The organism is Glutamicibacter sp. NPDC127525 (assembly GCF_042672105.1).
Lineage (GTDB): Bacteria > Actinomycetota > Actinomycetes > Actinomycetales > Micrococcaceae > Glutamicibacter.
On record NZ_JBHXVN010000006.1, the window covers coordinates 195,261 to 207,190 of the forward strand.

Below are 11,930 nucleotides of genomic sequence, written 5' to 3' on the forward strand. Positions count from 1 at the left end.
ACATGATTGGCACGTGGCAGGCCATGGTCATCGACTGCGAGGACCCCGATGCACTGGCCGGATTCTATGAACAGCTCCTCGGGATGGTGCGCATCGACAACGAGCCCGACTGGGTTTCCATTGGCGATGCGCCGGACCATCCTGCGCTCGCCTTCCAGGCGGTCAGCCCGTACGTGGCCCCGCAGTGGCCTGGGCATGTGCACCCGCAACAGGCGCATATCGACGTGAAAGTCGCCGACCTGGACCTGGCCGAAGAACAGGTGCTGCACCTCGGTGCTCGCTCGACCGGCGAAGGGTCCAAGACCTTCAGGGTCTATTTGGACCCGCAGGACCACCCGTTCTGCCTGGTGAGCTGGTAGCCGCGTAGGCGATCTTCGCCGCCTGCAGCCGGGTCGAGACCCCGAGCTTGGCCAGCACCTGGGAGACATGCGTCTTCACAGTGCTCTGCCCGATGCCCAGCCGCTGCGCCAATTGCGGGTTGCTCAGCCCTTCGGCCAACCCGTCGAGCACCTCGCGTTCCCTGCCGGTCAAGCCATCGGGCAGCTTCGCGGTGCCGGGTTCCGGCGACAGCGCCCGGGCCAGGATCCGCGAGGTCACCTGCGGATCCAGCACGGATTCGCCGCGGGCCGCGGCACGCACGCCCATGATGATCGCCTGCGGTTCGGCGCTCTTGAGCAGGAACCCGTGCGCCCCGGCCTGCAGTGCGCCAAAAAGGTACTGGTCGTCATCGAAGGTCGTGAGCACCACGACGCGGCAGCTGCCATGCAGTGCCTTGGTGGCCTCGATGCCATCGAGCACCGGCATGCGCAGGTCCATCAGGATGACGTCGGGGGACAGGGCACGGGCCATGGAAATGGCCGATCGCCCGTCGGCCGCTTCGCCCACGACTTCCAGGTCTTCCGCGGCCTGCAGCACCAGCCGGATCCCCATGCGCACGGTCGCATGGTCATCGACGATCAGGACTTTCACGGCTTCTCCATTGCTTCAATTGGTCCGGGGAATTCCACGCGCACCTCGAAATCCGGGCCGGTGCGTACCCCGAACCGGCCATCGAGCGCGGCGACGCGGGTGCGGATATTCTCCAGCCCGGTGCCCGCCCCCGGGCCGCGGCTGGCATCGTGCCGCAGGCCATTGCTCGCCGTGATCGCCAGGCCCTTGTCCTGGACCACGCTCAGTTCCAGGGTAGTGCCCGGCGCATGCTTGGCGTGGTTGACCAGCAGCTCGCAGACCGTGCGGTGCGCGGCGGTATGCACCGCAGGGCTGAAGCGCTGCGGATGCGCGACCCGGTACTCCCAGCGCACCGGGCTGCCGAATCCGGCCACCAGCTCAGGCAGATCCTCGATCCGCGCCTGCAGCGCAGGGCCCCCGGCATGCAGCATCCGCACCATCGCGGCCATGTCTTCCAAGCCGGACACCGACTCATCGCGGATGCTCTGCAACGGAGCCCGCACCTCCTGGGGTGCGGCCGGAAGCAGGGCGCCGGAGAGCAGGGCGATTGACGAGAACCTGGCCGAGAGCACGTCATGCATCTCGCGGGCCAGCGCAGTGCGCTCCTGGACGCGGGAAAAGTCGTGCTCGGCGACCAGCTGGTCCTCGCGGGCATCGGCCGCCGACTGCACAGCCTCTGCCCGCTGGGCTTCGGCCTTGGCCAGCTCCTTGGCGGTGCGCACATTCTCCGCCCAGAGCATCGGGGTGAAGAGGATGAAGCCGGCCATGAGCAGGGCCAGCACCACCTCCTGCGGATTCCCGGTGACCAGCCAGGCGGCGATGGCCAGCGAGATGGCCGCCAGGCACAGCAGCGCCAGCGCCACCGTCCGCGTGCGCACCGAACCGAGCAGGAACAACCCGAAGACGCATTCGAAGACCAGGAAGTACCCGCCAAGGCTTCCCACGGCCAGCAAGCCGGCCCCGGCGAACAGCATGGCCACGGAGCTGGCTACGAGAAAACGGCGACGGACCAGCACAGCGGCCAAGCCGATGAGCAGCAAGACGATCCATTCGTACCCGCGGATCGCGAACCATGGGGGATTGGCCAGTCCCGAAAGATACAAGATGGCGGTGAGCACCAGATAGGTGCCGACGACCTCGGGTTCCTTGTCGCCGCTGCCCATCCGCCGAATGAAGTCCATGCTTCCAGCATCCCCGAACTGGCTGCCCGCCGGTATCCCCCTTAAGGAGGAGAAGGCGCAGCCCACTGGCCGATACCGCGATCCGGCAGGCCGCGGAACAGTGGAACCCATGGACATCATGACAAGCAATCCCGAACTATCCCTTCTCATCCTGGCGCTGATCGATTCGACCAGCATCGGCACCCTGGTCATTCCGCTGTGGCTGCTGCTGCGGGGACGCCGCGCGGCCATTGCCAAGGTCCTGGCCTATCTGCTGGTGATCGCCGGCTTCTACTGGGTCATCGGCGTGCTGCTGCGCAGCGGGTTGCTGCTCATCGACCCGGCCATCTTCGAGCACCGGTTCTTCCGGCTGGCAGGAATGGCCGCCGGGGCGCTGATGATCATCTGGGCGCTCACCTACCGCACCGATGCGCAGAAGGAAGCCAGCGCACGGAAGAAAGCCATCGCGCATAGCGGCGCGGCACCGGCAGCGCCGGAACCGGCGGATGCAACCGAACAGGTGCCGCTGCGCCTGCGTAGCCGCTTGGGCACTGCGCTGGATACCCGCACCGGGTTGATTGCCCTGGCCCTGTTCGCCAGCCTGCTGGAACTTCCCACGATGCTTCCCTACCTCGCAGCCGTTGGCGTCATGCAGGGCGCCGGCTGGGGCACCGGCCTGCAGCTGCTCGCGCTGATCGGCTACTGCCTGGTGATGATCGTCCCGGCATTGGTGCTGGTTGGCGCGCTTGCGCTCGCCGGGCCGCGCATCGAGGCCTGGTTGCAGAAAATGGGGGCCAAGGCCTCGGCATACGCCCAGGAAACCCTTGGCTGGGTGGTGGGCATCGGCGGATACCTGCTGATTCGCGCGAGCCTTTCCGGGCAGGACCTGCACAGCCTGTTCGGCTAGCCACGCTGTGGGCGAAAGGGCACGGTTCCAATTGGCTTGAAGCGGGGTAATGATGCGAGAATTGACGGCATGGAACCTCTAGGCAGCAGCGCGAAGCAGGGCAGGAAAGTCACCCTGAACGCATCAACTTTGGCAATGTCCGTCATGGTCATCGTCCTTCTGGTGGCAGTGGTATTCGCTGCCAACTCCAACCACATCGTCGGCTGGTTTGTAGTCGTCATCTCCGCCGGTTGGCTGCTGCTGGCCGCATTCATGATGTTCGGCCTCAAGCGGGGCGCCGAGAAGATCAACAACTCGCTGCGCGAAGCCACCGCGGCGGCCACCCCGCGCGCCCAGCCCGGCACCGTGGTGGTTGACGAAGCCACCAGCCAGCGCGACATGAAGCTGGATCACTCGTTCAAGATCGTCCAGGTCCAGGCACGCGTGATCGCCGAACAGCGCCAGAGCCGGGGCGAGGATCACGAGGGCATGATCGACCGGGCACTGGAGACGATCCAGATGACCGCGACGAATGCGCGGGACATGATCAAGCCGGCCAAGCCGATGGATGGCGAAATCATCGACTAATTGTCCAGGGCAACGCGCAAGCGTTGCCCTTTTTCGTTGCCCGTGTTCCGGCGCAGGCCAGATCAGCGCGTAATCGATCGCATAATTTTGTAAGCTGGAACAGTGATACCTACCAGTGTGGAAATTCTCAACAAGGACGCCGGCGCGCTGCGCGTCGCGTCGGTCAACGTCAACGGCATTCGCGCGGCCTACAAGCGCAATATGGCGGGCTGGATCGCCGCCCGTGACGTGGACATCCTGTGCCTGCAGGAAGTACGCGCACCGGACAAGATCCTGCGCGACCTGATTGGCGAGGGTTGGCATATCCTGCATGCCGAGGCCAAGGACAAGGGCCGCGCAGGCGTCGCCGTCCTCTCGCGCACCGAGCCGGTAGCCGTGCGCGAGCACATCGGCGAGGACTACTTCGCCGAATCCGGCCGCTGGGTCGAGGCGGACTTCGATATCAACGGCGAGAGCTTCACCGTCGTCTCGGCCTACGTCCATTCCGGCGAGCTGGGCACCCAGAAGCAGGAAGACAAGTACCGTTTCCTGCAGCGCATGAACGTGCGCCTGGTGGAATTGAAGAACGAGAAGGACCACGTCCTGGTGGTAGGCGACCTGAACGTCGTGCACACCGAAAAGGACATCAAGAACTGGAAGCCGAACCACAACAAGCGCGCCGGCGTGATGGACGAGGAGATCGCCTACTTCGACGGGTTCTTCGGTGAGATCGGCTACAAGGATGTGGCGCGCGAGCTGGCCGGCGACGTGCAGGGACCGTACACCTGGTGGTCCTTCCGCGGACAGGCCTTCGACAACGACGCAGGTTGGCGCATCGACTACCACATGGCCACTCCGGCGCTAGCCGCCAAGGCCATCAAGTCCCACGTAGACCGTGCCTCGGCCTACGATTTGCGCTTCTCCGACCATGCACCGCTGGTCGTCGACTACCAGTTCTAAGGAAAACCATGGAAACAACCCGTCCCCGCGTCCTGTCCGGAATGCAGCCATCGGGCGATTCGCTGCACCTGGGCAACTACCTGGGCGCGCTGGTCAATTGGGTCAAGACCCAGGATGACCACGACGCATTCTTCTTCATCCCGGATATGCACGCGATCACCGTCTCGCAGGATCCGGCGGAGCTGCGCGCGCGTACCCGAAAGACCGCTGCGCAGTTCATCGCCGGCGGCATCGACCTGGACAAGTCCACCCTGTTCGTCCAGTCGCAGGTCCCCGAGCATGCGCAGCTGGCCTGGGTGCTGAACTGCATCACCGGTTTCGGCGAAGCCAGCCGCATGACCCAGTTCAAGGACAAGTCCTCCAAGGGCGGCGCGGATGCCGCCAGCGTCGGGCTGTTCACCTACCCGGTCCTGATGGCCGCGGACATCCTGCTCTACCAGCCCGAAGGGGTCCCGGTAGGCGATGACCAGCGCCAGCATGTGGAGCTGGCCCGCGATCTGGCCAAGCGCTTCAACCACCGTTTCGGGCAGACCTTCACCGTGCCGGAGGCGTTCATCCCCAAGGAGGGCGCACGCATCTACGACCTGCAGAACCCGACCTCGAAGATGTCCAAGTCCGCCGAATCCCCTGCCGGCTTGATCAACGTCCTGGATGAGCCGAAGCTGATCGCCAAGCGCATCAAGTCCGCGGTGACCGACGCCGGGTCCGTCGTGGCCTACGACAAGGCCGAGAAGCCGGGCGTTTCGAACCTGCTCGATATCCTGGCTGCCGTGACCGGCAAGCATGTGCCAGAACTGGTCAACGAGTTCGAAGGCAAGATGTACGGGCATCTGAAGGTGGCTGTGGCAGAAGCCGTGGTGGAGCAGCTGGCTCCCATCCGCACCCGTACCCTGGAGCTGCTCGATGATCCGGCGGAGCTGGATCGCCTGCTGCTTGCCGGTGCGGCCAAGGCGCGCGTCGTCGCGTCGAAGACCGTTGCCGATGTCTACCAGAAGGTCGGCTTCCTGCCGCCGCTGGGAGTCTAAGAGCCAATGGTTTTCGAGTACACCCTGGGCGTGGTGATCCCGGTGCCGCAGCCGCACCGCGAGACTCTGCGCGCGTGGCGCCAGGAATACGGGGGAGAGGCCACCGCGCCGATTGCCCCGCATATCACCTTGGTGTCCGGGTCGTACCTGAATTCCTGGGAGAAGGCGGCTGCCCAGGTGCGCCGGGTAGCCGCCACGGCGGAGCCCTTCGCCATCCATCTGGGTCCGGCCCGGACCTTCCGGCCGGCCAGCGAAGTAGTCTTCCTGCCGCTGGAAACCGGAGCGGACGAATGCTGGAAGCTGCACCGCGCGCTGCTGGGCGACGCGCTGAGGCACGAATCGGCTTTCGCCTACCATCCGCACTTGACCATCGCGCAGAACGTGGCTGCACGGCAATTGGACGCCGCGCAGGCAGCATTGGGCGAGGCGCACCTGTCCTTCGCAGCGGATCGTATCCATTTGTTCGATACCCGTGGCGGGGATTGGAACTTCAGCGAGCAGATTCCGCTGGGTTCCTCGCTTGCCTAGTTCACCCTGCAGAAAACGCCAGCCTCGCGGCTGGCGTTTTCCGTGTCGGCTGGCGAGTCACTTCTGGCGGACGTTGGCCTCGATCTTCGCTCCGGTATCGGCGTCGATGTTCTTCCAGTATTGGATCGCGTTGGACAGCACCGGCTCGATGACCCCATCCAGCGCCCCGGTGACGGTGTCCACCAGTTCGGCGCGCTGGGCATCATCCATCACCTCGCGGACCAGGATGCCGGGTTGTACGAAGTCCCCATCGTCCTTGCGCAGCGTGTAGGCCTCGCGGACCAGCTCGCCGTCGGACTCGAAGGAATTTTCCGCAGGTCCGGTTTCATCGCTCCATGAATCCCCGAAGGAGTTCGGCGCATAGACGCTGCGATCCCCGGTGTGATCGTAGGTCATGCTCCCCTCGAAGTTGTACGAGTGGACCGGGCACTTGGGCTTGTTCACCGGCAGCTGCTGGAAGTTGGTGCCGATGCGGTAGCGCTGCGCATCCGCGTACGCGAAATTGCGTCCCAGCAGCATCTTGTCAGGACTCATCCCCATGCCCGGGACCATGTTCCCGGGGGAGAATGCGGCCTGCTCGATTTGCGCGAAGAAGTTCTCCGGGTTCCGGTTCAGCGTCATGGTGCCGACCTTGATGCGCGGATAGTCCTTCTTGGACCAGACCTTGGTCAGGTCGAAGGGGTTGAACCGGTAGGTCTTGGCTTCCTCGTAGGGCATGATCTGCACGTACAGGTCCCACTGGGGAAAATTTCCGGCCTTGATGGCATCGAACAGGTCGCGACGGTGGAAGTCGGCGTCGGATCCGGCCAGTGCCTCGGCCTGCGCCCCGCGCATGGTCTCGAACTTCTCGGACTGCTTGTTCAGGAAATGGTACTTGACCCAGAATTTCTCTCCGGCAGCATTGACCCACATGTAGGTGTGCGAGCCGTAGCCGTTCATTTCGCGCCAGGTCTTGGGCAGGCCGCGCTGGCCCATGATGTAGGTGACCTGGTGGGCGGATTCCGGATTCTGCGTCCAGAAGTCCCACTGCATGGTTCCATCGCGCAGCCCCGAATCGGGCAGCCGCTTCTGGGAGCGGATGAAGTGCGGGAACTTCATCGGGTCGCGCACGAAGAACACCGGCGTGTTGTTCCCGACCAGATCGAAATTGCCTTCGGAAGTGTAGAACTTCATCGAGAAGCCGCGCACATCGCGCCAGGTGTCGGGAGAGCCGAGCTCGCCGGCAACGGTGGAGAAACGCATCAGCGTTTCGGTTTTCACGCCAGGCTGGAACAGGGCCGCCTTGGTGTACCGGGATACGTCCTCGGTGGTTTCGAATTCGCCGAAGGCTCCGGAACCCTTGGCATGCGGGCGGCGCTCGGGAACGTTCATCCGGTTGAAATGCTGCAGGGTCTCGACCAGATGATGATCGTGCAGCACGATGGGGCCGTTGGCGCCCACCGTCAGCGAGTTGCGGTCGCTGGCTGCCGGGATTCCTGCTTGGGTTGTCGAGGTGGTTTCTTCACTGGCCATGTTTGCTCCTCAGCTATGTGGTGCATTGGGAAAAGGGCGAGTACTGCCCATCATGCCACGCGAGGCGGGGGCGTTGAAGGGATGCAAAAAGGGCCCGAACCGTTGAACGGTTCGGGCCCTCAGCGCGTCCTTAGACGGTGCGCGCCAGAATTGCCTGCTTGACCTCGGCGATAGCCTTGGTCACCTGGATGCCGCGTGGGCATGCTTCGGTGCAGTTGAAGGTGGTGCGGCAGCGCCACACGCCTTCCTTGTCGTTCAGGATCTCCAGGCGCATGTCGCCTGCATCATCGCGCGAGTCGAAGATGAAGCGGTGGGCGTTGACGATCGCGGCCGGGCCGAAGTACTGGCCATCGGTCCAGAACACCGGGCAGGAGCTGGTGCAAGCAGCGCACAGGATGCACTTGGTGGTGTCGTCGAAGATCTCGCGATCCTCGGCGGACTGGTAGCGTTCCTTGGTTGGCTCGTGGCCCTTGGAGATCAGGAATGGCATGATCTCGCGGTAGGACTGGAAGAACGGTTCCATGTCGACGATGAGGTCCTTTTCAAGAGGCAGGCCCTTGATGGCTTCAACGGTGATCGGCTTGGAGGTGTCCAGGTCCTTGAGCAGGGTCTTGCAGGCCAGGCGGTTGCGGCCGTTGATGCGCATGGCATCGGAACCGCACACGCCGTGGGCGCAGGAGCGGCGGAACGACAGCGAGCCGTCCTGCTCCCACTTGACCTTGTGCAGGGCGTCCAGCACGCGGTCGGTGCCGTACATGGTCAGCTTGAAATCTTCCCAGTATGCGTCCGCAGTAGCCTCTGGCAGGTAGCGGCGAACGCGCAGGGTGATGTCGAAGCTCGGGATCTCTCCGCCGCCGCCAACGCCTGGCTTCAGGTCGATCTTTGACGGTGGTTCTGGCAGTTCGGTGCTCATTAGTACTTACGCTCCATTGGCTGGTAACGGGTAAAGACCACTGGCTTGGTCTCCATGCGGATGCCCTTGATGTCCTCGGTGACGGCTTCTGCGTCACGGTAGGACATCGAGTGCTTCATGAAGTTCTCATCGTCGCGGTCTGGGAAGTCCTCGCGGTAGTGGCCGCCGCGGGATTCCTTGCGGTGCAATGCAGCAACGGTGATGACCTCGGCCAAGTCGAGCAGGAAGCCCAGCTCGATGGCTTCGAGCAGATCCAAGTTGAAGCGCTTGCCCTTGTCCTGGATGCTGATGTTCTTGTAGCGCAGGCGCAGATCCTCGATCACGTCGCGCGCTTCCTTCAGCGAACGCTCGTCGCGGAATACCTGGACGTTGGCGTCCATGGTTTCCTGCAGGATCGAGCGCAGGTCCGAGACGCGCTCGGTGCCGTTGCCGCTCAGCACGCCTTCGATCTGCGCGGTGACGAATGCTTCCGGGTTCTCCGGCAGCTCGACGAAGTCGGCGGTCTTGGAGTACTCGGCAGCGGCAACGCCGGCGCGCTTGCCGAACACGTTGATGTCCAGCAGCGAGTTGGTGCCCAGGCGGTTCGAGCCGTGGACCGATACGCAAGCAACCTCGCCGGCAGCGAACAGGCCAGGAATGACGGTGTCATTGTCCTGCAGCACTTCGGTGTTGATGTTGGTTGGAACGCCACCCATTGCGTAGTGCGCAGTGGGGTAGACGGGCACCGGATCGGTGAATGGCTCGACACCCAGGTAGGTGCGGGCGAACTCGGTGATGTCCGGCAGCTTGGATTCGATGTGCTCTGGTTCCAAGTGGGTCAGATCCAGCAGCACGTAGTCCTTGTTCGGGCCGCAACCGCGGCCTTCGCGGACTTCGTTGGCCATCGCGCGGGCCACGATGTCACGTGGTGCGAGGTCCTTGATGGTCGGCGCATAGCGTTCCATGAAGCGCTCGCCATCCGAGTTGCGCAGGATCGCGCCTTCGCCACGTGCGCCCTCGGTGAGCAGGATGCCCAGTCCGGCAAGGCCCGTTGGGTGGAACTGGAAGAACTCCATGTCCTCCAGCGGCAGGCCCGAGCGGAAGGCGATGCCCATGCCGTCACCGGTCAGGGTGTGCGCGTTGGAGGTGGTCTTGAAGACCTTGCCGGCGCCGCCCGAGGCGAAGATGACCGACTTGGCCTGGAAGACGTGCAGCTCGCCGGTCGCCAGGTCGTAGGAGACGACGCCGGCAACGCGCTTCTGCTTGTAGGCGGTGCCGTCCTCGCGGTAGGCATCTTCTTCGACCATCAGCAGGTCGAGCACGTAGTACTCGTTGTAGAACTCGACGTTGTGCTTGACGCAGTTTTGGTACAGGGTCTGCAGGATCATGTGGCCCGTGCGGTCAGCTGCGTAGCATGCGCGTCGCACGGCGGCTTTGCCGTGGTCGCGGGTGTGGCCGCCGAAGCGGCGCTGGTCGATCTTGCCCTCTGGGGTTCGGTTGAATGGGAGGCCCATCTTCTCCAGGTCCAGCACGGCGTCGATGGCTTCCTTGGCCATGACCTCGGCTGCGTCCTGGTCAACCAGGTAGTCGCCACCCTTGATGGTGTCGAACGTGTGCCACTCCCAGTTGTCTTCCTCGACGTTGGCAAGTGCTGCGCACATGCCGCCCTGGGCCGCACCGGTGTGCGAGCGGGTTGGGTAAAGCTTGGTTAGCACTGCGGTGCGTGCGCGCTGACCGGATTCGATCGCTGCACGCATGCCTGCACCACCGGCACCGACGATAACAACGTCGTACTTATGTACCTGCATTCTTGATGCTCTCTTTTCTAAAAATCTGTGTGGCTATTGGCTGGAACTAGGGGAGTTCCAATTAGCACTGCGGCAGCTGGCTGCCGGCGACGCATGGATCGAAGGTGAAGATCACCAGGGAACCAAGCACGATGATGAAGATCGTGGCGACGTACAGGATGCCCTTGAGCCATGCACGGGTAGCGTGCTTCTCTGCGTAGTCGTTGATGATGGTGCGCACGCCGTTGGTGCCGTGCAGCATGGCCAGCCACAGCATGGCCAGATCCCAGAACTGCCACAGCGGCGAGGCCCACTTGCCGGCCACGAAGCCGAAGCTGATGCCGGAGATGCCTTCGCCGACCATCAGGTTGGAGATCAGGTGGCCGAAGATCAGGACGATCAGCACGACGCCGGAGAGGCGCATGAACAGCCATGCCAGCATTTCGAAGCTTCCGCGGGACTTTGGTCCGCGCTTGTACTTTGGATCAATGCGCTGGCTGCGAGGAGCAGGAATAGAAACGCTCATGGCTTAGTGGCTCCCAAATGCGATCGACAGGTGACGGATGGCGAAGCCCGCAAAGACGATGACCCAGAGGATCAAGACGCCCCAGAGCAACTGGCGCTGGTACTTGGTACCCTGCTTCCAGAAGTCGACCAGGATCAAGCGCAGACCGTTGAATGCGTGGAAGAGGATTGCTGCAACCAGACCGGTTTCACCAAGTGCCATCCACGGGGTCTGGTAGGTGCTAATGATTGCGTCGTAGGCGCCGGCATCGACACGGACCATGGCCGTATCGAGCACGTGCACCAGCAGATAAAGAAAAATAACGACACCGGTGACTCGGTGTCCCACCCAGGACCACATGCCTTCATGGCCGCGGTATAGGGTGCCTGACGAAGTCTTCGACACTGAACTAAACCTCCAAGGCTCGCAACGGCGCATGTGTATATTGCACACAATGAGATTTGACGCACTTGTGCGAGCGTTCCTTGTGCGAGTCTAAACCACTTGGCTAGCTCCAATCTATTTCGTGTCTCGTTCCTGTGAGCATGTTCACCGAAAAGGGGTAATTATGCGCTAAAAGGCCGAAATCCCGCCCGTAATACCTCATGCGATGTTTTCGTATTTAAACTGTTGCACAGGTTTCAATGGACAGGATTATCCACCGAATGAATTAGTCTGGAAGGCGTGAATGCAGACCTATTAGCCCGATTCCACGGCGTGATCCCCGCCGGCGGCGTCGGCACCCGATTGTGGCCCCTCTCCAGGGCTTCCGCTCCGAAGTTTTTGCACGATCTGACCGGCTCCGGATCCACGCTGATCCGCGCCACCTATGACCGTCTGGTTCCGTTGGCCGGCGAACGGATCATGGTGGTCACCGGGCGTGCGCACCGCGGAGCCGTAGTGTCCCAGCTGCCCGAGCTGTGCGACGAGGACCTGGTGCTCGAGCCGGAGCCGCGCGACTCGGCCGCCGCCATCGGCCTGGCCGCCGCGATCCTGTACCGCCGCGACCCGAGCATCATCATGGGCTCCTTCGCCGCGGACCAGGTCATCGAGCCGGTTGAGGTGTTCCAGGCCGCGCTGAGCGAAGCGATCCACACCGCTGCGACCGGCAAGATCGTGACCATCGGCATCCACCCGACGCACCCTTCCACCGGTTTCGG

Annotated in this window: 14 protein-coding genes; 7 read left to right on the forward strand and 7 right to left on the reverse strand. The window is 63.3% G+C overall.

Annotation, left to right across the window (positions count from 1 at the left end; translation table 11 throughout):
- The first annotated feature begins 2 nt into the window (after window positions 1–2).
- Entirely contained in the window at window positions 3–359 is a 357-nt protein-coding gene (locus ACFVHU_RS15050) for a VOC family protein (protein WP_105657413.1), read from the forward strand.
- Here the strand turns inward: ACFVHU_RS15050 and ACFVHU_RS15055 are convergent.
- A complete protein-coding gene (locus ACFVHU_RS15055) occupies window positions 307–969 on the reverse strand; it encodes a response regulator (protein ID WP_388025132.1) in 663 nt (220 codons plus the stop codon). The genes ACFVHU_RS15050 and ACFVHU_RS15055 overlap by 53 nt on opposite strands.
- Complete coding sequence (locus ACFVHU_RS15060) at window positions 966–2,129, reverse strand: sensor histidine kinase (protein WP_388025134.1); 1,164 nt, start codon at window positions 2,127–2,129, stop codon at window positions 966–968. Before ACFVHU_RS15060 ends, ACFVHU_RS15055 begins: the two co-directional genes overlap by 4 nt.
- Before the next feature lie 109 nt (window positions 2,130–2,238).
- Here ACFVHU_RS15060 and ACFVHU_RS15065 point away from each other — a divergent pair, with 109 nt between their 5' ends.
- The 5 genes from ACFVHU_RS15065 to ACFVHU_RS15085 all read left to right on the forward strand — a co-directional run bounded on the left by ACFVHU_RS15065 (window position 2,239) and on the right by ACFVHU_RS15085 (window position 6,074).
- Window positions 2,239–3,015: a GAP family protein gene (locus tag ACFVHU_RS15065; protein WP_388025136.1), complete on the forward strand. Its 777-nt coding sequence runs from the start codon at window positions 2,239–2,241 to the stop codon at window positions 3,013–3,015.
- A 69-nt stretch (window positions 3,016–3,084) separates the two neighbouring features.
- Entirely contained in the window at window positions 3,085–3,582 is a 498-nt protein-coding gene (locus ACFVHU_RS15070; protein ID WP_388025138.1) for a hypothetical protein, read from the forward strand.
- A 102-nt stretch (window positions 3,583–3,684) separates the two neighbouring features.
- Complete coding sequence (locus ACFVHU_RS15075) at window positions 3,685–4,521, forward strand: exodeoxyribonuclease III (protein WP_388025139.1); 837 nt, start codon at window positions 3,685–3,687, stop codon at window positions 4,519–4,521.
- A gap of 8 nt (window positions 4,522–4,529) precedes the next feature.
- The gene (gene trpS / locus ACFVHU_RS15080) at window positions 4,530–5,546 is read left to right on the forward strand and encodes a tryptophan--tRNA ligase (protein ID WP_105661690.1); all 1,017 of its coding nucleotides are present in this window, start codon (window positions 4,530–4,532) and stop codon (window positions 5,544–5,546) included.
- A 6-nt stretch (window positions 5,547–5,552) separates the two neighbouring features.
- A complete protein-coding gene (locus tag ACFVHU_RS15085) occupies window positions 5,553–6,074 on the forward strand; it encodes a 2'-5' RNA ligase family protein (protein ID WP_388025140.1) in 522 nt (173 codons plus the stop codon).
- A gap of 57 nt (window positions 6,075–6,131) precedes the next feature.
- Here ACFVHU_RS15085 and ACFVHU_RS15090 read toward each other — a convergent pair whose 3' ends face one another.
- From ACFVHU_RS15090 to sdhC, 5 genes are all read right to left on the reverse strand, one after another.
- Window positions 6,132–7,586: a catalase gene (locus tag ACFVHU_RS15090; protein WP_332489296.1), complete on the reverse strand. Its 1,455-nt coding sequence runs from the start codon at window positions 7,584–7,586 to the stop codon at window positions 6,132–6,134.
- A gap of 130 nt (window positions 7,587–7,716) precedes the next feature.
- Complete coding sequence (locus ACFVHU_RS15095) at window positions 7,717–8,499, reverse strand: succinate dehydrogenase iron-sulfur subunit (protein ID WP_105661693.1); 783 nt, start codon at window positions 8,497–8,499, stop codon at window positions 7,717–7,719.
- Entirely contained in the window at window positions 8,499–10,286 is a 1,788-nt protein-coding gene (sdhA, locus tag ACFVHU_RS15100; protein WP_105657423.1) for a succinate dehydrogenase flavoprotein subunit, read from the reverse strand. Before sdhA ends, ACFVHU_RS15095 begins: the two co-directional genes overlap by 1 nt.
- A gap of 61 nt (window positions 10,287–10,347) precedes the next feature.
- Complete coding sequence (locus ACFVHU_RS15105) at window positions 10,348–10,791, reverse strand: succinate dehydrogenase hydrophobic membrane anchor subunit (protein ID WP_105661695.1); 444 nt, start codon at window positions 10,789–10,791, stop codon at window positions 10,348–10,350.
- A 3-nt stretch (window positions 10,792–10,794) separates the two neighbouring features.
- Window positions 10,795–11,208, reverse strand: a complete 414-nt coding sequence (gene sdhC, locus ACFVHU_RS15110) for a succinate dehydrogenase, cytochrome b556 subunit (protein WP_388025151.1) — start codon at window positions 11,206–11,208, stop codon at window positions 10,795–10,797.
- A 246-nt stretch (window positions 11,209–11,454) separates the two neighbouring features.
- Between sdhC and ACFVHU_RS15115 the strand changes: the two genes are divergently transcribed.
- Window positions 11,455–11,930: sugar phosphate nucleotidyltransferase (locus ACFVHU_RS15115; protein ID WP_388025143.1), on the forward strand; the 476-nt coding region annotated here is incomplete at its 3' end.

Bases quoted from the DNA above. Each gene is read 5' to 3' on its own strand.
- ACFVHU_RS15085 (WP_388025140.1), top strand. From the start codon at position 5,553: ATGGTTTTCGAGTACACCCTGGGCGTGGTGATCCCGGTGCCGCAGCCG.
- trpS (WP_105661690.1), top strand. From the start codon at position 4,530: ATGGAAACAACCCGTCCCCGCGTCCTGTCCGGAATGCAGCCATCGGGC.
- sdhC (WP_388025151.1), bottom strand. From the start codon at position 11,208: ATGCGCCGTTGCGAGCCTTGGAGGTTTAGTTCAGTGTCGAAGACTTCG.
- ACFVHU_RS15090 (WP_332489296.1), bottom strand. From the start codon at position 7,586: ATGGCCAGTGAAGAAACCACCTCGACAACCCAAGCAGGAATCCCGGCA.
- sdhA (WP_105657423.1), bottom strand. From the start codon at position 10,286: ATGCAGGTACATAAGTACGACGTTGTTATCGTCGGTGCCGGTGGTGCA.
- ACFVHU_RS15095 (WP_105661693.1), bottom strand. From the start codon at position 8,499: ATGAGCACCGAACTGCCAGAACCACCGTCAAAGATCGACCTGAAGCCA.
- ACFVHU_RS15065 (WP_388025136.1), top strand. From the start codon at position 2,239: ATGGACATCATGACAAGCAATCCCGAACTATCCCTTCTCATCCTGGCG.
- ACFVHU_RS15060 (WP_388025134.1), bottom strand. From the start codon at position 2,129: ATGGACTTCATTCGGCGGATGGGCAGCGGCGACAAGGAACCCGAGGTC.
- ACFVHU_RS15105 (WP_105661695.1), bottom strand. From the start codon at position 10,791: ATGAGCGTTTCTATTCCTGCTCCTCGCAGCCAGCGCATTGATCCAAAG.
- ACFVHU_RS15050 (WP_105657413.1), top strand. From the start codon at position 3: ATGATTGGCACGTGGCAGGCCATGGTCATCGACTGCGAGGACCCCGAT.
- ACFVHU_RS15070 (WP_388025138.1), top strand. From the start codon at position 3,085: ATGGAACCTCTAGGCAGCAGCGCGAAGCAGGGCAGGAAAGTCACCCTG.